General features: G+C 66.1%; 17 protein-coding genes. 8 read left to right on the plus strand and 9 right to left on the minus strand.

Features of this window, described 5'->3' with window-relative positions:
• Positions 1-46: 46 nt before the first annotated feature.
• Together U9978_RS10610 and U9978_RS10615 are read right to left on the minus strand one after the other, a co-directional pair.
• Entirely contained in the window at positions 47-4,930 is a 4,884-nt protein-coding gene (locus U9978_RS10610) for a CHAT domain-containing protein (RefSeq protein ID WP_322760917.1), read from the minus strand.
• A gap of 162 nt (positions 4,931-5,092) precedes the next feature.
• Positions 5,093-5,785, minus strand: a complete 693-nt coding sequence (locus U9978_RS10615) for a DUF6338 family protein (RefSeq protein ID WP_322760918.1) — start codon at positions 5,783-5,785, stop codon at positions 5,093-5,095.
• A 781-nt stretch (positions 5,786-6,566) separates the two neighbouring features.
• Between U9978_RS10615 and U9978_RS10620 the strand changes: the two genes are divergently transcribed.
• Positions 6,567-6,749 (plus strand): hypothetical protein, encoded by a 183-nt coding sequence (locus tag U9978_RS10620; RefSeq protein ID WP_322760919.1) that lies wholly within the window; start codon positions 6,567-6,569, stop codon positions 6,747-6,749.
• Between the two features lie 203 nt (positions 6,750-6,952).
• Entirely contained in the window at positions 6,953-8,053 is a 1,101-nt protein-coding gene (locus U9978_RS10625; protein WP_322760920.1) for a cation diffusion facilitator family transporter, read from the plus strand.
• Positions 8,054-8,092: 39 nt separating this feature from the next.
• On the opposite strand, the gene U9978_RS10630 is transcribed toward U9978_RS10625, so the two are convergent.
• Entirely contained in the window at positions 8,093-8,350 is a 258-nt protein-coding gene (locus U9978_RS10630; RefSeq protein ID WP_322760921.1) for a hypothetical protein, read from the minus strand.
• Entirely contained in the window at positions 8,343-8,537 is a 195-nt protein-coding gene (locus U9978_RS10635; RefSeq protein ID WP_322760922.1) for a hypothetical protein, read from the minus strand. The genes U9978_RS10630 and U9978_RS10635 overlap by 8 nt, the downstream gene beginning before the upstream one ends.
• 441 nt (positions 8,538-8,978) lie before the next feature.
• Here U9978_RS10635 and U9978_RS10640 point away from each other — a divergent pair, with 441 nt between their 5' ends.
• Genes U9978_RS10640 through U9978_RS10650 form a run of 3 tightly spaced genes read left to right on the plus strand, consistent with a single transcriptional unit; the run spans position 8,979 to position 9,717 of the window.
• Positions 8,979-9,119 carry a hypothetical protein gene (locus tag U9978_RS10640; protein WP_322760923.1) on the plus strand — a complete coding sequence of 47 codons (141 nt, stop codon included), beginning with the start codon at positions 8,979-8,981 and terminating at the stop codon, positions 9,117-9,119.
• Positions 9,116-9,346, plus strand: coding sequence for a DUF433 domain-containing protein (locus U9978_RS10645; RefSeq protein ID WP_322760924.1), 231 nt, complete (start codon positions 9,116-9,118; stop codon positions 9,344-9,346). The genes U9978_RS10640 and U9978_RS10645 overlap by 4 nt, the downstream gene beginning before the upstream one ends.
• The gene (locus tag U9978_RS10650) at positions 9,343-9,717 is read left to right on the plus strand and encodes a DUF5615 family PIN-like protein (protein WP_322760925.1); all 375 of its coding nucleotides are present in this window, start codon (positions 9,343-9,345) and stop codon (positions 9,715-9,717) included. Before U9978_RS10645 ends, U9978_RS10650 begins: the two co-directional genes overlap by 4 nt.
• A gap of 203 nt (positions 9,718-9,920) precedes the next feature.
• Here U9978_RS10650 and U9978_RS10655 read toward each other — a convergent pair whose 3' ends face one another.
• The 3 genes from U9978_RS10655 to U9978_RS10665 all read right to left on the minus strand — a co-directional run bounded on the left by U9978_RS10655 (position 9,921) and on the right by U9978_RS10665 (position 13,254).
• A complete protein-coding gene (locus U9978_RS10655; protein WP_322760926.1) occupies positions 9,921-11,144 on the minus strand; it encodes a malic enzyme-like protein in 1,224 nt (407 codons plus the stop codon).
• Positions 11,138-12,790, minus strand: a complete 1,653-nt coding sequence (locus U9978_RS10660) for a SulP family inorganic anion transporter (protein ID WP_416210921.1) — start codon at positions 12,788-12,790, stop codon at positions 11,138-11,140. The genes U9978_RS10655 and U9978_RS10660 overlap by 7 nt, the downstream gene beginning before the upstream one ends.
• An 89-nt stretch (positions 12,791-12,879) precedes the next feature.
• Positions 12,880-13,254 carry a metalloregulator ArsR/SmtB family transcription factor gene (locus tag U9978_RS10665; protein ID WP_322760928.1) on the minus strand — a complete coding sequence of 125 codons (375 nt, stop codon included), beginning with the start codon at positions 13,252-13,254 and terminating at the stop codon, positions 12,880-12,882.
• Positions 13,255-13,463: 209 nt separating this feature from the next.
• On the opposite strand from U9978_RS10665, the gene U9978_RS10670 reads away from it, so the two are divergent.
• Positions 13,464-14,144 (plus strand): DsbA family oxidoreductase, encoded by a 681-nt coding sequence (locus U9978_RS10670; RefSeq protein WP_322760929.1) that lies wholly within the window; start codon positions 13,464-13,466, stop codon positions 14,142-14,144.
• Positions 14,145-14,226: 82 nt separating this feature from the next.
• Positions 14,227-14,916, plus strand: a complete 690-nt coding sequence (locus U9978_RS10675) for a PaaI family thioesterase (RefSeq protein WP_322760930.1) — start codon at positions 14,227-14,229, stop codon at positions 14,914-14,916.
• Here U9978_RS10675 and U9978_RS10680 read toward each other — a convergent pair whose 3' ends face one another.
• Together U9978_RS10680 and U9978_RS10685 are read right to left on the minus strand one after the other, a co-directional pair.
• Entirely contained in the window at positions 14,917-16,557 is a 1,641-nt protein-coding gene (locus U9978_RS10680; RefSeq protein WP_322760931.1) for an acyl-CoA synthetase, read from the minus strand.
• A gap of 99 nt (positions 16,558-16,656) precedes the next feature.
• A complete protein-coding gene (locus U9978_RS10685; protein ID WP_322760932.1) occupies positions 16,657-16,893 on the minus strand; it encodes a hypothetical protein in 237 nt (78 codons plus the stop codon).
• 133 nt (positions 16,894-17,026) lie between these two features.
• On the opposite strand from U9978_RS10685, the gene U9978_RS10690 reads away from it, so the two are divergent.
• A partial coding sequence (locus tag U9978_RS10690; RefSeq protein WP_416210922.1) for a Tex family protein occupies positions 17,027-19,339 on the plus strand: 2,313 nt, incomplete at its 3' end.

Consider the following 19,339-nt stretch of genomic DNA (forward strand, 5'->3'; position numbering starts at 1 on the left):
CAACGCACGGTATTGCTCAGTGTGGATTAGTCAGGCGCGAAACGGCCTACCTCGTGATACTCTCGAAGAATTCGGCCGCCCGATCGACCTCCTCACCGTCGACGAGCATGCCAAGAATCTGGCGCGTCATCGCGGCGAAGCGTTCATCGCCGACTCGCAGGCGCAGGGAAAGAAGCCCGAGAACGTCATGCACATCCCGCTCCGTGTCATCGGATACTGAGTCGAGTACGTTCATCATATATTTGGTAGCGGCGTCAACTGTCCGACCGTCGAGATTAATTAGTACATTTGCTAGAAGGCGCCTCCGGCCATTGAGGTCAGAGCCCAGAGCCGGATTGAGTTCGCCAAGATCAACAGCTTCGGCGAGCCACGGCTCAGCGCGGGCATAGTCTTTCAGCAGAAGTGCGACTCGTCCAGCCTGCTCCAGGCAGACTGCTCGAATTCCAGGGTCATCGACCCGATTCGATAGATGTAACAGCGGCTTCCACCATTCTGGGTCGGCAACCGCTCGATCGCACAAGACGACGCTCAAGAACGCGAGCACCCTCGCGACCTCCTCCAGATCGCTGCATCCGAGGTCCTTCACAGCAGCAATGAAATGCTTCTCCGCGCCTTCAAGATCCTTCATCCTGTAAGCGATCCTGCCTAGCTCGATTGATGCGTAACCCGCCAGCTGGCGATCGCCGGCGAGCCGGGCCGTTCTGAAGGCAATGAGAAGCCGATCGTTGGCTTCCGGCCAGTTCCCGCGTTGCGCGAGGCGACCCGCTGCAATAAGACCTGTGATCGCCGCCTCACGGCTGTTCGCTTTGGACCTCAATCGCATCTCAGCAAATATGCGGTCCGCCTCAGCTTCGTCACCTCGACTGATAGCTTTGGACAACGGCGTCACGAGGTCGCCAAGCTCTGACGATCTGTCACCAACTCTTCGTCCGACGAGTACCGACAGTTTGCGCCAGACAACGACCTCGCTGGCCGGCAAACCTCCTCGGGTCGCGATCTCTCCCAGCGTGTCTGCGCACTGAGCGACGAGGCTGTGCATTCCGGCATGCTCTGCCAGCCGTTGAGCCTCCCTGCATGCGCTCTCCGCCTCGTCCAAGTCAGGAGAGTTGCTTTCGACGATCGCCATCGCCAACAGCAGCTTGGCCATTGCGAGAAGAATAAGCTGATCCATTTGCTCCGCGACGGCGATGAGGGAGTCACATTCGTCGCGGGTCTGGGGCAATGGCGCTCCGGCCTCGAGTAGTGCAACTATGTCCAGAACCATGCAGAAAGCGAACAGTGCGGACGAGCCAGCGTCCGTCGCGATTGCCTTCGCTTCGTCGGTGAAACGCGTGAAGCGATCGAGATCCTCTTCAAGGCACGCCTGCATACCGCGAACCATCTTATCAATGATCAAAAATGTGGGGTTGTCTGTCGCTTGAGAGTTCCTATTCGCTCGCTTGAGAAGGTCAGCGGTGTGGGCAACATCACCGACGGAAATACCGACACCCGCTAGGGCCAGCAATGCCATAGTCCGAATATTCGGAGGAGGGTTCCGCATGGCAAATATGTATCCAAACCACCGTATCGCGACATCGTACGCACCTCGCACCGCCGCAAGCTGCCCAAGCAGTAGCGCGGCATTCGCGGCTTCGGCCCATGAACCTCTCGATTCGGCCGTCTCGAGCGCCCGTCGCGCGTTCCGGTCTGCTTGATCGAGAGTGCCGCAGTTAAACGCCAACACCGCTCGCTGCAAGTGTATTCCGGGTTCGTAGATCGACGCCAGGAGGGGCCCCATCTGAAGGACCTGCTCCATGGCCTGATCCAGCGCCGACACGCCAACCTGCCACTTCCCTGCGGTCGCAGCAAGAGCCGCAATGATTATCTGGGCCTGGATATAGGCATCGAAGCCGAGCATGGCGGCACGCCCGTGTCGGATGACGACACCTTTCAGACCGGGCGCTCCCCGAAAACCAGTCAGCACCTGCACGTCGAAGCGCAGGGCTGCCTGAAGAAACTCGCTCCTGAATCGCGACAGATTGTCCTCCCATATCGCCACCGCCCGACCTGCGTCTCGGCGGGCAGAAACGTAATCGCCAGTAGATACGCTGACCGCTGCCCGAGCTCTGTATATTGCGGCCTTCGCGCCGAGGTCGCCGAGATTGTCCGCCCAACGGCCCGCGGTGTCTACCGCGATCACAGCTTCGTCCGGCCTTGCGTCGCCAAGGAGCGCGTTACTGAGAAGCAGATTCAGGCTGAGTGCCTGAAAGGCGTCCGGAGCGTCCTCGCCTCCACCGGCCAAGCTGGCTGATAGCACGTCCGCCGCCTCTCCGAAGGCCCCTCGGTTCACCAGGATATGGGCGAGGATCCCGTCAGCGTCGATGCGCTGGCTGGCAGCTGACCACGAACCGGCCCTATTCCGTACCAGTTTTTCCGCTTCTTCGGTTCTGTTGAGACCCAAAAGCGTGAAGGCGAGATCCGGAACGAGCCGTTCCGCAGCGACGGGATCCGCAAGCGAATAATGATGATAAGCGTCAAGTAAGCAGACATAGCCATTCGGGTCATTGAGATAACCCGCTGGATCGTCGTAAACCCATTCCCAGTACCTGCCGGCACGAATATGATGCTCGACGGCATCCTGCCCCGCCATTTCAACGCGAAGCACTTCTCTGATCCAGCCGTGGACAACATACTCGGGTTCCTGGCCGCCGGTCTCAACCTGGCAGATTAGACCGAGGTCGATGGCGAACTCCACCGCGGCCAGAAAGTCCGGGTCCAGCACAGGACGCCTGGCCACTGAGATCTCTTGGGTAATCGCCTCAATATCAATCGCGGCTTGCGCGATACCAGGACCGGTCGTGAGTGCCGCATCCAAACGAGCAAGTAACTCCGGGTCAAGCGTTCGGGCCTCGGGTACGGCCGATACCTGCCAGTACAACGCTAGGAGCGGAACGGGACGGCGATAGGCTACGGCACCGTCAAGCAGTTTTCGGCCCAGCGGATGCACCGCTAGAACCTGGCGTAGGAAGTCTAACCCGGACCGCGCACTCAAACTCGCCAACGTTCGCCTCACGGCTTCGCCAATTGGTTGCTTGGCCGCAGCGAGATCCTCCTCGAGATGGACGATCGCGCCCGGATGTCCCAACACGATCCGGCGGCCGCGACTGCGATCCCTGGCTTCAACCCGGGACGTTACGTCGCTTTGATGGGTGTCGATCGTGGACATGATGTTGGGATGACGCCAGATCATTTTCTGAGTTTCGGAGCCAGACAATGGTCCCAGACGACGGACTAAGAACTCGTCGCCACCCGCTTTGGCTAGCGTGAACGCCAAACGGCTGACCAGGATCAGGCCAGTGCGTGGAATTAGGCGCATCCATTCAATGATCAACTCCTGAAGATTCTGATCACGGATGTCAAACCCCGATCCACAAAACCTGAGGTTTTCCTCGAACTCATCAAGGACCAGTAGCACACGCACGTCGCCGAGTATTCGATTCAAGGCAGTGAATTGACGCGAGTGCGGGAGTCCGTGATCGCGCAGATTCTCAATCGTCTCCGCCATGTCCACACGGCTCCTGGCACGACACCATTCCTCAACCCGGTTCAAAACCACGGCAATCACCTCGGTCGACTCGGTGGCACCGCGTATCAGGACCACGACGTTCTCGTCAGTCAAACCGGCGAGAACCTTCGTGATCAGCGCCGTCTTCCCCGAACCTGCCATCCCGGTTAGCAGGATTGGTCGCCCCGAGGCGCTAATATCTCCATGCAGGGCCCTTAGTTCGGCGCGCCGCCCGATGAACGTAGAACGCGGGCGATTGGCTGGTCTGACCCTCGGTCGATCAGTAAACGCATCAGCGGTGGATGCTTCGATTACTGTAGGCTCGTCGGTGCAGAAGAATGCTGGAACCGACCAGTCCGCTTGGGCATGATCCGTCATGGCACCTAGACGGGCTGCGGTGAAAGCGGTGAGCGTGTCGACGGAAGGCGAGTCGGCGACCGCCTGATAAATCCCGGAGACGAGCTCCGTCGCGTAGGCGTCTCCAACGGCCGCCGTCATCGCGATCACAGAGGTTTCGCTGTGGCGTACGAGCCCGCGCGCGAGGCTGGGCAGCTCACTTGCGCTAGCCGTCGCATCCGAACCGGGCTGGGAGCCGGCAATCGCTGTTGAACATCCCGCGAGTATGGTCAGCGGAATAACGTAGTGCGAAGGGAACGCCGCGACTAGAGGTCCAAGCCCGATAGGATCGACATCACCAGCGTCTGTCTCCAGGAAGAGTGTTCCCGGAGCCGCGTGGCAAGAGATATGAAGAATGTGCGTTGGCCGCTCCGCGAGCGCATTCCTGATAGCGTTAAGCGACCCCCAGGTCAGGATCTCGAGGTCGATCATTCCTCTCTCCGGCAACGAGCCCAGGGCATCGATGATTCGATCCAGTTCGTATTCATAGTCGAGCAACTGCCCGCCGCCCCGCTCTGGTGACGCAATGACCACGACCACCCGCAGCACACCCGACGTCGGAGGTTCAGCTCGCATGCGGGCACGACCTCCGATCCTACGATAAACTTCGACGTTGGGCAGTAATGCCAGCGGGCTATCCATTCCAGGAGGCACGAGGGCTTCCCAGGGAAAATCGAGCAGACCCGAACCGTCGATCTCTATGCCGAGACGCAAACGACTGCCGGCCAACTCCGCGTTCTCAATATCAGCGAATAGCGCCGCAGCCGCAGCGCCCCCAAGCATCGAATTACCCAGCTGCGAACCGAACTCCAGCATGGCCGAGTACGACGGTCTGAACGTCTTCCTGCGACGTTCGACCTCCCATATCTCCTCGACCGCCTGGTACGCAAGCCCCGCGTTCACGGAAATGGCTGAACCCGCCGCCGAGGTGTACAGCGCTTCACTGCCACTGATCCTCAGGTGGGCTCGCTTAGGAACAAAATGCACCATATATACCTCCAAAATTGACGTCCGAGACGGATTAAACATAGTCAATGCGCCTAATAGTCGACCATCGCTGCGAATGTATAAACCGGACACGGACGCGTAGCTCGGCCGGCGCTGTTGCGTTGCCGATAATCACTGGATGGCGACATCACACCCAGCCACTCATCATCGGGGACCAGGGACACCAGATTGTTCCTCCGGCCTTATGGGAGGGCTCGGGGACGCACGACGTAAAGTCGGGTAGCTTGCCTGAATCACCCGTATTTCCCGGCCAGGAAGAACTACGAATCCTGCCGGGCTTGCTCTGCGTTCCGTGCCCGGGGCCGACCACATGATCGGCGGCTGGAGAGCGAGATCACGGCGTTCGTGATCCGCGTCGATCGACGCCTGAAGCAGGAATCCCTCGACGACGCGGCCATCGAGGAGTTCGACGGCGAGATACGGACGCCGGCCCTTACGGCTCATGGGCAGCACCCGCGTCCACACCGTTCCCCCCCGTATCGCCATGCCCCGGGCGGCCGTAATAGCAAGAAGCGTGCCGGCGAGCCAGGCCAAGCCCGCCGCAACCAGCGCTGCGGCCAGACCGGACCAAATGAGCTGCCAGGGATGGACTCGGATGTAGGCCATGCCAAGGATCAGATCCCCAAGCCGAATGAACACGGTGGTGCACTGCGCGCAACCCAGCACCACCAATGTCGAGACCGAGCTGGCGAAAGCGCCGGCGGAGAAGATCTCAGCCGCCTCCCGCAACCCGGTTCGTTCGTCCCGGGTCACACGTCTGTTGAGCGCCTGATGGTATAGATAGCCGGGTGCCACACCAAACAGGAAAACTAGCACCTGGGCGGCTCCGTCCGGCACGGCGTGGGCCTACTCGCCGACCGTGTCACGACCGCCGACCGGCGGAGGCGGCGGCAAGACGGGCGGCGGCAAGACGGGCGGCGGCAAGACGGGCGGCGGCGGTTCATATTCGTCGGCGTCTTCAATCAAGTCCATCTCGACGACTCCACGCCGGACCCGGTTCCTCTCGCGGGCTAGCGGGGCTTCGTCCGGCCATGAGGCAACCACCATGTGGGGCTCACATTCATGCTCGTTGGACATACTTGTCCTCTCTTCCACGCCACGGCGGGCGATGCCCGATACCACCGTGGCAGATGGTATAGGCGCGATCAGAAGTGCGTTATGAACGTACGTCGGGAGCCCCTTACGGAAATTGTCGCGGACAAGACGGGCCGCCCGATGGACAGCCGCTGTCACAGCGTCGGCCCGGCTCGTCCCGCGATCGCATCATATGTGGGGGCGTCGAACAAGACGGCGGACCCGTCCTCGATCCGCCGCAGTGAGTCGGTGCCAAAGTGAGCTGCGAGAAGCTACTCGACCTCATATGCCGCGATGATCATGTAGTGGCCGATCCGGGCTCCAGCCTGTGGATCTGTTCACAGGATTCAAGATCAGAAAGGGTATTGCGCCGGGTCACAGCGGTGACCGTGAGGCCACCCGGCGGCTGGTCGCAAAACTCTGAGAGGAGATCGACGGCGACGCACGGCACCGCTGCGCCCTCGCCACTCAAGGCAGGTCTCATCAGCGACGAGCGGGTGCGACAGGCCGGTGTCGCCGGCTCAGTGCAGGGGCCTACCCGTCGTTGGACCTCAATCTCGCCGAGGCATATCGCAAGCTCGGGGACCTCGACCGAGCGCGCGACCACCTTCGGCGCGGCTACGCCGCGATGGACGCGTTCGGCGACGACGGGTATGTACAGATGATCCGGGACGGGCTTGACCGGATCGCTGACCGTCTGTCCCTCAAGCCACCAGCTGTTCGTTGAGAAGTTTTCATACCGTTCTGTACGGCTTTGAGCGCGGGACCGGTGACAATCTCAAAATCCGCCGAAACACGCTTCGTGCCGCTGCGGACGGTGTGCACGGGTGTGGCAGGAGACCAGGATGCGCGGATGGCCAGGACGGGCAGCAGCAGACCGGGCGCACCTGCAAACCGACCGCAATGATCGTTTCCGGTTATCGTCGGCCGGTGAGCACCGACCACCGGCATGACCCCGGCGAGGACGATCACGCGCATGTCGGCGATGGTGACAGTCACCCGTCCCACAGTCACCCGCACCGCGATCGGGCGCAGCTCCGTGGGATCGGCCCGCGGCTGCGACACGCTCTCGCCCAGGCGGCGGGCGGGCACAGCCATGACACAGCCGACCAGATCGACGACGCGGTGGAGGCCGACGCCGCCGGCCGGCGGGCGTTGCTCGCGAGCCTCGCGGGTCTCGGACTGACCGCCACCGTCCAGGCGATCGTGGTGGCCGTGTCGGGGTCGGTGGCGTTGCTGGGCGACACCCTGCACAACGTCGCGGACGCGGCGACCGCGATCCCGCTGCTGATCGCGTTCACGCTGGCCCGGCGCCCGCCGAGCAGCCGGTTCACCTACGGCTACGGCCGGGCGGAGGACCTCGCCGGTATCGCCGTCCTCGTCATGATTGCGCTGTCGAGTGGGCTCGCGGCGTTCGAGGCGATCGACCGGCTGGCGCACCCACGCCCGGTCGGCCACCTCGGCGCGGTCGCCGCCGCCGGCCTGGTCGGCTTCGCCGGCAACGAACTGGTGGCCCGCTACCGGATCCGCATCGGCCGGCGGATCGGGTCGGCGGCGCTGGTCGCCGACGGACTGCACGCCCGCACCGACGGGTTCACCAGCCTCGCGGTCCTGGCCGGCGCCGGCGGTGTGGCACTGGGATGGCGATGGGCGGACCCGGCCGTCGGACTGGCGATCACCGTGGTCATTCTCGGGGTGCTGCGCAGCGCTGCCCGGGTGGTGACGGCCCGGCTGATGGACGCGGTCGACCCGGCCCTGGTCGCCGAGGCCACCGCGACGTTGACCCACACCCCGGGCATCCGCGCGGTCCGCGAGCTTCGGATCCGCTGGATCGGCCATGCGCTGCGCGCGGAAGCCGACGTGACCGTCGATCCGCAGCTGTCACTGGTGGAGGCCCACGACATCGCCCACGCCGCCGAGGCGCACCTGCTGCGTCACGTCCCCCGGCTGGCCGCCGCCACGATCCACACCAGCCCGGCCCACCATCACCCAACACACCAGCACCCGGCCGTCGCACCAGCCGGCCCATAATGCCCCGGCTGCGCCGTCTGAGAACGCCCGCCCGCCCGCTCAGATCGGCCCGTCGTACCGGCCCGGCGGCAGCGTGTCAGGCGTGTCAGGCGAGTCGGGCGACTCGGGCGCCGGCTCAGGCTCGAGACCGAGATCCAGGTCTCGGCGGTTCACGGCACGGCAGCAGTCCGGCAGCGCGACAGGCGTGAGGCCGCCCTTCGCGTCCAGCCCGTCGCGGCCGCGGAGCGGGTGCCGCCGGTGATACCGGCAGCGCAGGACCAGGCCCGTCACCATCGGCGGCGCCACCGGCTCAGTCATTGATTTTTCCTGTCTTGTTGCAGCGGTCGCAGTCCCACACGGCGGCGCCGTCGAACAGGCCGTCCTCGTCGCGTTCCACGTTGCGCTTTTCGAGGAAACCCTTCCCGTTGCACGTCGGGCAGGTGCGCGGACCGCGGTTGACGACCCGGCGGTCGTGTTCCTGTTGCTTGCGCTTGTTTGGCCCCACAGCCACCTCCCCGGCCCTTCATCGCCGTGACGACCACGCTACGGAAAGGGCAGAAGGACAGCAAGAGGGCATGGGGGTTGCGTTGCGCGCGTCGATGTCCACCTGGCCGTCTACCCACCCGGCGGTGGCCTGCGCGGGCAATACGTCTCTTCCTCGTGCAATCCGTAATCGCTCGCCACATGGAGATTTCTACCGTGGAATCGGCAGCGAGCGTAAACGAACTAGAAAAAGGTTGTCCCCACCGTTACCGTTCAGCCGTATGCCAATTCGATCAGGCCTACCTTTTCCCATGGTCGCGGTACGCCGGACGATCAACAAGGAGACCCCTTTTCCGACCGGCATCGAACACCGAACAACGGGCGGAAAGGACAACCGGACCGTCGAGCAGCCCAACGCCAACAGGACCGTCGACAGACCCGACCAACGCCTGGAGGTTCCGCCATGTCCCTCGTCCGCTTCCTGCCCGCCTGGTTCCATGCCGTCGCCGACTACGCCGTCGCCCCACTACTGATCATCGTCCCGCTGGCGGCCGGCGACTACCTCGCCGCCGCTCTCCTCCTCCGCCGTATCATGAGCGAATGACCTTCGAGCGGATCAGTGTCGACCCCGCCCAAATGGGCGGGTTGCCCTGCATCCGTGGGATGCGCGTGACGGTCAGCGCTGTTGTCGGCCAGCTCGCGGCCGGTCGTTCCGCCGAGGACGTCCTGGCGGACTACCCTTACCTCGAGTACGCAGACATCCTAGCCTCCTTGGAGTATGCGGCGGCGGCGGTCAGCGAGCGTGAGCTGCCGCTGGCCAACTCGGCGTGAGGCTTCTGATCGACGCGAACCTGTCTCCCCGGGTCGCAGCACGGCTTCGTGACGCCAGCTACGACGCCCAGCATGTCGTCGATGTGGGCCTTGGTACGGCCACGGACGCAGACATCGTCACATGGGCGACAGATCATGAACAGATCATCGTGTCCAGCGACAGTGATTTCAGCGCGATCCTTGCACGACAGCGGCGTACCAGGCCATCGTTTGTGCTGCTCAGACACCTCAACGAACTGGCTCCCGATCAGCAGGCCGAACTCCTGCTGGCCAACCTTCCCGGCGTCACGGACGAACTTGCCGCAGGCGCCGTGGTCACAATACTTCGTGACCGGATGCGCATACGCGCCCTACCGTTTCATTCCTCATAACGGTTGACGCTCTTTCCCAAAGAAATGCCGGGCTCCGACAGAAAGGGAAATCGGTTTTCCTCGAGGTCCCGTGGGTTTGATCGGTTCCTCGCTGATCGTGATGACATCTCCAGGCTGAGCGGCGGTCGTGCTGCCGTCCAACCCGTGGACCGTCTGGACGCCGGGTCCGGCGATGGTCGTGGGTGACGCGGTGGCGGTGCGGGTCACTCCGAGGCGGTAAGCGCCCGGATGGCGGCGGCGGCGACGGCCGCGGTCAGCTCAGGATGATCCAGCGCGGGCAGCAGGGCGCCGGGCTCCGCATGCTCGGCCAGAGCGTACGCGGCGGCCAGACGCGCCGCCGCAGTGATCGGCATCCGGGTGGTGACGGCCGCGGTGACCAGGCCCGGCAGCGCGTGCAGCGGGCGCGGCCCGGTGGTGGCGGCCAGCATCGGGGGTGGGGTTTCCAACCGGGTCCGCAGTACCGGGACGCCCAGCGGTGGTGCGGCGAGACCCATCAGGTCGATGACCAGATCCGTCTGGTCGGCAACGGCATGCAGCGCCTGGATGCCGTACTCCACCGGGTCGTAGAGGGTGATGTCACCGATCCCGGCCGCGACCAGGAGACCAGCCAGGTCCCCGCCTCGGGCCGGGTCGACGAGGATGACCCGGGCCCGACGCGGGTCGACGGCCCGCGCGCGCAGCGCGTTGACGGCCGCGGCGGTGGCGGCCACGGCGAGCCCGTCGTTGACCGCGTCCAGCAACAGCTGGGAGGCGGCGTCGACCGCGGCGCGGGCGGTCTCGATGTGGCGGATGTGGGTATGGACGAGGACGGTCGCGGCGAAGCCCGGAGCCAACATCCGGATGACGTTCGCGAGCTCGTCGGCGCCGCGCGTGGCGACCGGCAGCGGAATGACGTCCAGGCCGGTTGCCCGCTGCAGGTGGACGGCCTGGGACTCGACCGCCGGCAGAGCCGTCTCGGCGCGCATCGGCTCGAAGTCCAGGACGGCACTGGCGTCGGTGAGCAGCGCAATCCGCCGGGAGCGGCCCGTGTAGCGGTCGGTATGGCGTGGATGGGCGGCAAGATGGGTGATCACCCGCCGGTCGGCGTCGGCGTCCAGCAGCGCGACGTCATGACCGGTGGTGACGGCCGCACACACCTGCTGGGCGAGCTTGCCCGTGGAGGCCGTCGCGAAGACGAGGTCTTCGGCGTGGAACAGGTCGGTACCCAGGCGGCGGCGCAGCGCGGCGGTCAGCCAGGTCAGGGTGCGTGCACTGTCCGCGTCCAGAATGATACGGTGCGCGCCGGCGGGGCCGGGTTCGTCCGCCTGAACGGTGACGGTACCGGGCGCGTCGGCGATGACCGACCGGACCTCGCTCACCGCCCGGGCCGGGACACGGATCTGGATGCTGTACGCGGGATTCACTCCGGTCGGGCTGGGAATCAGCATGTCCCCTCCGCCTGCGGCCGGGAGATTGCCGCACGCGGATTCAACAGCACATCCGGCGCCAGGAGCAGGGCGTGCGCGATCGCGGCGGGGGTGTCGGGAAACAGCAGCCCGTCCCGGCGCAGGTGCTCGGCGACGCCGAAGGTGGACAGCACCTGCTGATGGCCGGGCCTGATACCGGACAACAGGACGCAGATGCCACGGCGTTCCAGTTTGGTGATCACATCCTTGAGGACCAGGGCTCCGGTGGAGTCGATCGCAGTGACCCGGGACATCCGCAGGATGACGACCAGGACATCGGCCACGTCGGTGAGTTCCAGAAGGAAGCGGTGCGCGGCGGCGAAGAACACCGGCCCGTCGATGCGGTATGCCACGATGTGCCGCGCGAGCAGGGCCTGTTCTTCTGCGTGGTGATCGGTTGGTGACAGGCCGTCGTCCAGTGCGACCTGTTCGACCCGCGCGGCCCTGGCAACCTGGCGTAGCGCCAACGCTCCGGCCACGACCAGGCCGGCTATCACTGCGACGACCAGATCCAGCGCCAGGGTGGCCAGCGCTGTCAGCACCAGTACCGCGGCGTCGCCGCGGTCGGCACGGGCCAGGACCCGGACCGAGCCGACTTCGACCATGCGTACGGCCGTAGCCAGCAGCACCCCGGCAAGCGCCGCCAGCGGGATGCGTCCAACCAGGGGGGCCGCGGCGAACACGATGACCGCGAGCGCGACCGCATGGGTGAGGGCGGCCAGTCGGGACACCGCGCCGGAACGGACGTTGACCGCGGTGCGGGCGATCGCGGCGGTGGCGGGAACCCCGCCGAACAACGGCGCGGCCAGGTTGGCCACGCCCTGGCCGAACAACTCCCGGTCCGGGTCATGGCGATCGGACACGCTCATCGCGTCCGCCACCGTTGCCGACAGCAGTGACTCCAGCGCGGCGAGTGCGGCGACCGCGACCACCGAAGGCAGCAGTCCCGGCACTGCGGAAGGGTCCAGGAAGCCCAGCGAGGGGATGGGTAGCCCGGCCGGCAGGTGGCCGATGCGCGCCACCGGCAGGTGCGCGGCCTCGGCTGCGACGGTTGTCGCGACAACCGCGACGAGAGAGAAGGGCACCGTCGGCCGCCACCGGCCCCCGACCAGCATGACCGCGATGACCGTGCCGGCCAGGACCACGGCCGCCCAGTGCGGATGTCCGGCGAAGTCGATGACGGCACGTGCGGCCACCACGACGACCTTGTCCCCGGGTGGGGCCGTCACCCCGAACGCCGCGGGTACCTGTTGGAGTGCGATGACGGCGGCGATCCCCACGGTGAAACCCTCCACCACCGGCGCCGGCACATAGCGCATGTAGCCGCCGACCTTCGCCAATGCGAGGGTCACCAGCAGCAACCCCGCCAACAGCCCGACGGTGAGCACTCCGCTGGGACCGTAGGTGTGGACAATCGGTACCAACACCACGGTCATAGCGCCGGTTGGTCCCGAGACCTGCAGATTGGATCCGCCGAAGATCGCGGCAAGGGCGCCCGCGACCACTGCGGTGGCAAGCCCCGCCTGGGCACCGAGCCCGGAGGAGATCCCGAACCCCAACGCCAGGGGTAGGGCCACCACCGCCACCGTGAGTCCGGCGAGCAGGTCCTTACGTGGCGAGCGGCCCATCGAGATGAACGAGGCCCGGGTGGGCAGCACCGCTTGCACCCGGCCCCACACCGCCCACCCGGTCACCCGGCCAGGTGCGATCGCCGCGCTCACATCGACCTCATGTCGGCCTCGCGCAGCTGCGCGAGCAGGTCCTCCTGCCCGGCAAGCATCTCGGTGAGGATCCTTCGCGCGGCCCGCATCAACTCGGCCACGTCCCCGCCCGCGAGCGCGTAGACGACCGTCGAGCCGTCCCGGGTCGCCGTCACGATCCCCGAGCGGCGCAACACCGCCAGCTGCTGGGACAGATTCGACGGCTCCACCTCGACCGCGCATCGCAGGTCCCGGACGGGCATCGGCCCGTCCTGGAGCAGCTCGAGCACCCGGATCCGCACCGGATGCCCCAGCATCCGGAAGAACTCCGCCTTCGCCTGATAGAGCGGAACCTGCGTCCGCGCGGCCCGCGTCACCCTCGTCCCCGGCATCCGACCTCGGTCCCGCCCTTCCCTTGCTCAACGGCCCGTCCGTCGCTCGAGCACAACGGGCCATTCACCATGTCGCTAATTGAAAAACTCTTCAATTAGTCCTCAGACTGCAGACTAGACCCCAGACCGCAGCCGCCGCGTACACGGGCCGGACATCGCGACCAGCACATCCCGACCAGCACATCCCGACCAGCACCGAGGAGAACCCCATGCGGGTTGACATCTGGTCCGACCTCGTCTGCCCGTGGTGCTGGATCGGCAAGCGCCGCTTCGAGCAGGCGCTGGCCGGCTTCCCCCACCGCGACCAGATCGAGATCGTCCACTATTCCTTCCAGCTCGACCCGACCATGCCCACCGACCGCGTCGTCGGCCAGACCGACATGCTGGTCGCCACATACGGCATGACACAGGCACAGGCACGGGCGAGCCAGGTCGCGGTGGAACGCACCGCGGCCACCGTCGGCCTGGAATACCACCTGGTCGACGGGTTCGTCAGTAATACCGCCGATGCGCACCAACTCGTCCATCTGGCCAGGGATCGCGGCATTCAGGACGCCGTCCTCGAGCGCTTCTACCTGGCCCACTTCACCCAGGTGCGGTCCCTGTTCGACCGCGAATGCCTCGTCGCACTGGCCGGGGAAGCCGGCCTGGACACCGGCGAGGCCCGCCGGGTACTCGCCGAGGGCACCTACGCCGACGCGGTGGACGCCGACGCCCACCGGGCACGGGCACTGGGTGCCACCGGTGTGCCGTTCTTCGTCGTCGACAACCGGTACGGGGTCTCGGGCGCGCAACCCCCGGAGATCTTCACCGAAGCGCTCTCTCATGCCTGGGCCGACATCCACCCGGCCGAGGGGGAAGCCGGACACACAGTCGAGAGCCCGGCATAATTATATTACTATTTGCAAGAGTAGATGCAGATGGGACGTCGGGCCGCGATGGTCGCGACACCCGAGGCGAGGAGGTCCCCGGATGACAGACGGCCAAGACCCGCCCGACGGGCAGGGTGCGACGTCGACTATTTCACCGGCGGCGGCATCTGCCAATGGGCTGACCGACGGGTTAAACGAGGCCCGCCGTGCCGCGGCGGCGTTGCGCGCCCTCGCCGGCCACCTGGCCACCGGCGACATACCCACCGATGACCTGCGCGTGATCGCCGACGCGGCCGAGCGCATGGAACGCCTGGCGCGGCCGCACGCCCGCGCCAGCCGGTACGACGGCCGGGTGGGCCTACAGATCGGCGGCGCCGACAATGCCGTGCTCTGGGAGCGCCATCCGATCTTCGGCCGCTCCCACCCCTTCGCCCCGCCGCTGATCGTCGAACGCCGCGGCGAGATGTTCCACGGCGAGGCGACCCTCGGGCCGGCATACGAGGGCAGCCGGAACAACGTCCACGGCGGCTACATCGCCGCACTGTTCGACGTCATGCTCGGACATGCCGCATCCCTCGCCGGGAAACTCATCGCCACCGGGACGATGACGATCCGCTACAAGGCACCGGTGACGATCTCAACACCGCTCCGGGCGGAATCCGAGCTTCTCGATGTCGAGGGTCGTAAAGTCCGGGCAACAGCCAGGATACTGATCGGTGAAAGCGTCAGCGCCGAGGCGGACGGGGTGTTCATCAGCGTGGGGTCCGAGTGGTACACCAGCCCCACGTGATCACGGTACAACGGCGCCGACGAGATGAGCGTGGATCGTCCGCAGCTCCCGCTTGAGGATCTTACCGCTGGGGCTCTTCGGGAGCTGGTCGGTGACGACGACATACTTCGGGGTCTTGTAACTGGCCAGACACCCGCGCGCGTAGTCGATGATCTCTTCAGGAGAAATCATCGCCCCTGGGCGCGCGACCACGACGGCGGTCACCGCCTCGATCCAGTAGGGATGGACGATGCCGAACACAGCGACCTCGGCCACTCCCGGATGCCCGTAGATCGCCTCCTCGACCTCCCGGCTGGCGACGTTCTCACCACCGGTCTTGATCATGTCCTTTTTCCGGTCCACGACCGTGAGATAACCGTCGGAATCAAACACGCCGAGGTCACCGGAGTGGAACCAGCCGTTCCGGAACGCCTCGGCCGTCTTTTCCGGCTCCTTGTAGTAACCGAGCATGGCGTGCGGGCTGCGGTGCACGATCTCCCCGACGGTTCCAGGCGGGACCGGCTTGTCATCGTCGTCCACCACTATGGTCTCGACGTTCAGGGCCGGCCGGCCGGCTGAGCCCGCCTTGGCCACCTGCAGTTCCGGACGCAGGACCGTGGCCACCGGCGCCATCTCGGTCTGGCCGTAGAGATTCCACAACCGCAGCTCCGGCAGCCGTTGCCGGATCTCCCGTAGCACTTCGACGGGCATCGGCGCCGCACCGTAGATGCCCTTGCGCAACGACGACAGGTCGTGCGCCTCGAAGGTGGGGCAGCGCAACAGGCCGATCCACACCGTCGGCGGGCAGAACAGCCTCGTCGCCCGCTCCCGCTCCACTGCGGCCAGAATGGCCGCCGGGTCCGCACCGGGCAGGATCACACCGGTGGCACCCAGGTAGATGTCCGGAGTGAGACAGCCGTCGAGCTGCGCGCAGTGATAGAAGGGAAGTGCGTGTACCTCGATGTCGTCCGAGGACATTTCACCCTCGATGATGCAGCTGACATACTGCGTGATCAGCGAACGGCTGGTCAGCACCACTCCCTTCGGCCGGGATTCGGTACCGCTGGTGTACATCAGGCGCACCGGGTCGTCATCACCGATGGACACCTCCGGTTCGGATGTGTCGTCATGCGCCAGCCAGGACGCGACGTCCTCCCAGCGGCTGTCCGTGCCCCGCTCCGCTACACCTTGCTCGGCTGCACCCGAGCTGATCCACCCGGCGATGTCGACCCCACGGCCCGCCACACCCAGCGCCCGCTCGGCGATCGGGGCCAGTGCATCCTCGGTCACCAGCCCGGTCACCTCGCAGTGGTCGAGGATGAACGCGACCTCCTCGGCGGTCAGCATGAAGTTGATCGGGACGAGAATGGCGCCGATCTTGGCCAGCGCCAGATAAACAACGACGAACTCACGGCAATTGTGCGATAGCAAGGCTATGCGGTCACCCTTGACCACCCCACGGTCGGACAGCGCGTGCGCCGTCGCGTTCACCGTCGCGTTCAGCTGCGCATAGGTCTCGCGGAAATCGCCGGCGACGAGGGCGGTCTTGTCCGGATATCGAAGCGCCGTCCGCCGCAACAAATCACCGATCGTATGCGAGCGCGCCTTTGTCACGTTTGCGTCGACGCTGTAGCCCGGACCGCCCGCCATGCTGTTCCGCATCCGGATCCGTCTCCTTCCGTCCGCGTGGATCATAGCGAGTTCCGCCGTGTTCTGCACCGGTCCGTGAGAACTACACCCGGTCGTAGGCGGGATGGCGCGTCATCCGCATCCTCGTCGTTCGACCTTCCGGAGCGCACCGACCAACCGGGCGTAGCCGTCGGGAGCGAACAGGTCGACATGGTTCCAGGCGCGCAGACGATCGGGGATGTCGCACGGCTCGAGGCGCGCCGGAATCATGAAAACGGCCCCTTGCGGTTGTTCCATGGCCACGTCGAGCGCCCAGGCGATCTGCCGTTGGAGGTCTGCGACATCCCCGATCTGCTCCGACCCTGGCAACCGGTCGATCTTTTCGATGGTCGCGGTTACGAGAAGCTACTGCGCGCGTTGCGCGGCCTGCCGCGTACGCGGACCTGACGATCAGGCAAGCTGGTCACGAATACTTCGGACCCCAGCGCGAAGGCGGATCAGGATTGTGACGACGTCGGTTCATCGCAGGATCGCCGAGGAGCTCGGCGTGCGTGAGGGCCAGGTGACCGCGGCCGTGGACTTGCTCGACGGCGGGGCCACCGTGCCGTTCATCGCCCGCTACCGCAAGGAAGCGACCGGCGTGCTCGACGACGCGCAGCTGCGCACCCTTGAGGAGCGGTTGCGGTACCTGCGTGAGCTGGAGGAGCGACGCACCGCGATCCTCGAGTCGATCCGCTCGCAGGGCAAGCTGGACGACGCCCTCGAGGCGCAGATCATGGCAGCCGACTCGAAGGCGCGCCTCGAGGACATCTACCTGCCGTACAAGCCCAAACGCCGTACCAAGGCGCAGATCGCCCGGGAGGCCGGTCTCGAACCGCTGGCCGAGGCGCTGCTGGGCGATCCGACCCTCGACCCGCAGCTGGCCGCGGCAGCGTTCGTCAACGCCGAGCGCGGCGTCGACGACGTCGCGGCCGCGCTGGACGGTGCACGCGCGATCCTGGTCGAGCGGTTCGCCGAGGACGCCGACCTGATCGGGACCTTGCGCGAGCGGATGTGGTCGCGGGGCCGGCTCACCTCCCGGGTACGCGAGGGTAAGCAGGATGCCGGCGCCAAGTTCGCCGACTACTTCGAGTTCGCCGAGCCGTTCACCAAGCTGCCCTCGCACCGGATCCTCGCGCTGTTCCGTGGCGAGAAGGAGGAGATCCTCGACCTCACCCTGGAGCCGGAGGACGATGTCGTCGAGGAGGCCGCACCGCGGGAGACCCCCGCGCCGAGCGCCTACGAGGTGGCGATCGCCGAACGCTTCGCCGTCGCCGACCTGGGCCGCCCGGCCGACCGCTGGCTGGTGGACACCGTGCGCTGGGCTTGGCGCACACGCATTCTCGTCCATCTCGACATCGACCTGCGGATGCGCCTGTGGCAGGCGGCCGAGGACACCGCGGTGGGGGTGTTCGCCGTCAACCTGCGCGACATCCTGCTCGCCGCGCCCGCCGGCGCCCGGGTGACCATGGGTCTCGATCCGGGCCTGCGCACGGGTGTGAAGGTCGCGGTGGTTGACGCGACCGGCCAGGTCGTGGCCACCGAAACGATCTATCCGCACGAACCGCGGCGGCGCTGGGACGAGTCGATCGCGGTACTGGCCCGCCTCGCAGCCCAGCACGGCGTCGATCTGATCGCGATCGGCAACGGCACCGCGTCCCGGGAGACCGACAAGCTCGCGAGCGACCTGGCCAGGCTGCATCCCGACCTGTTGCTCACCTCGGTCGTCGTCTCCGAGGCCGGCGCCTCGGTCTACTCGGCCTCGGCGTATGCCTCCCGTGAACTACCCGAACTGGATGTGTCGCTGCGCGGCGCGGTGTCGATCGCGCGCCGTCTGCAGGACCCGCTGGCCGAACTCGTCAAGATCGACCCGAAGTCAATCGGGGTCGGCCAGTACCAGCATGACCTCGCCGAGATCAAACTGTCGCGCTCGCTCGACGCGGTCGTCGAGGACGCGGTGAACGCCGTCGGCGTCGACGTCAACACCGCATCGGCCCCGCTGCTGACCCGAGTCTCGGGCATCGGCGGCGGGCTCGCGGAGAACATCGTGCGCCACCGTGATGCCAACGGCCCGTTCCGCTCGCGCCGGGCGCTCACCGACGTCCCACGGCTCGGCCCGAAAGCGTTCGAGCAGTGCGCCGGCTTCCTGCGCATCCGGGACGGGGACGACCCGCTCGACGCCTCCAGCGTGCACCCGGAGGCGTATCCAGTGGTCCGGCGCATCCTGACGTCCACCGGCAGCGAGCTCACGGCCCTGATCGGCAACACCGCACTGTTGCGTGCGCTGCGGCCCACGGACTTCGTCGATAACGCCTTCGGCCTGCCGACGGTCACCGACATCGTGGCGGAACTGGAGAAGCCGGGCCGTGACCCGCGCCCGGCGTTTCGGACCGCGACCTTCGCCGACGGTGTCAACACCCTCGCCGATCTCACCCCCGACATGGTGCTGGAAGGTGTGGTTACCAACGTCGCCGCGTTCGGTGCCTTCGTCGACGTGGGCGTGCACTCCGACGGCCTCGTGCACGTCTCGGCGATGTCGAAGACCTTCGTGGCCGACCCTCGGGACGTGGTGAAACCCGGCGACATCGTGCGGGTGAAGGTCCTCGACGTCGACATTCCCCGCAAGCGCATCTCCCTCACCCTGCGCCTGGATGACGACGCCGAGCGCCGCGGTGAGCAGGCAGGCCCGCCGAACGCCGGGCGCCGGGAGCGTGGCGGGGCATCTCGCGGCGGACAACCACGCGCTGCCCAGCCCCGCACCACCCAGCCCCGCACC

It is taken from the genome of Protofrankia sp. Cr2 (assembly GCF_963555885.1).
Classification (GTDB): Bacteria; Actinomycetota; Actinomycetes; order Frankiales; family Frankiaceae; genus Protofrankia.

What these genes read in the sequence shown, in the direction of transcription:
- U9978_RS10680 (WP_322760931.1), bottom strand. Translation starts at nt 16,557, where the DNA reads ATGCGGAACAGCATGGCGGGCGGTCCGGGCTACAGCGTCGACGCAAAC.
- U9978_RS10645 (WP_322760924.1), top strand. Translation starts at nt 9,116, where the DNA reads ATGACCTTCGAGCGGATCAGTGTCGACCCCGCCCAAATGGGCGGGTTG.
- U9978_RS10630 (WP_322760921.1), bottom strand. Translation starts at nt 8,350, where the DNA reads ATGACTGAGCCGGTGGCGCCGCCGATGGTGACGGGCCTGGTCCTGCGC.
- U9978_RS10660 (WP_416210921.1), bottom strand. Translation starts at nt 12,790, where the DNA reads ATGGGCCGCTCGCCACGTAAGGACCTGCTCGCCGGACTCACGGTGGCG.
- U9978_RS10610 (WP_322760917.1), bottom strand. Translation starts at nt 4,930, where the DNA reads ATGGTGCATTTTGTTCCTAAGCGAGCCCACCTGAGGATCAGTGGCAGT.
- U9978_RS10665 (WP_322760928.1), bottom strand. Translation starts at nt 13,254, where the DNA reads ATGCCGGGGACGAGGGTGACGCGGGCCGCGCGGACGCAGGTTCCGCTC.
- U9978_RS10675 (WP_322760930.1), top strand. Translation starts at nt 14,227, where the DNA reads ATGACAGACGGCCAAGACCCGCCCGACGGGCAGGGTGCGACGTCGACT.
- U9978_RS10655 (WP_322760926.1), bottom strand. Translation starts at nt 11,144, where the DNA reads ATGCTGATTCCCAGCCCGACCGGAGTGAATCCCGCGTACAGCATCCAG.
- U9978_RS10640 (WP_322760923.1), top strand. Translation starts at nt 8,979, where the DNA reads ATGTCCCTCGTCCGCTTCCTGCCCGCCTGGTTCCATGCCGTCGCCGAC.
- U9978_RS10670 (WP_322760929.1), top strand. Translation starts at nt 13,464, where the DNA reads ATGCGGGTTGACATCTGGTCCGACCTCGTCTGCCCGTGGTGCTGGATC.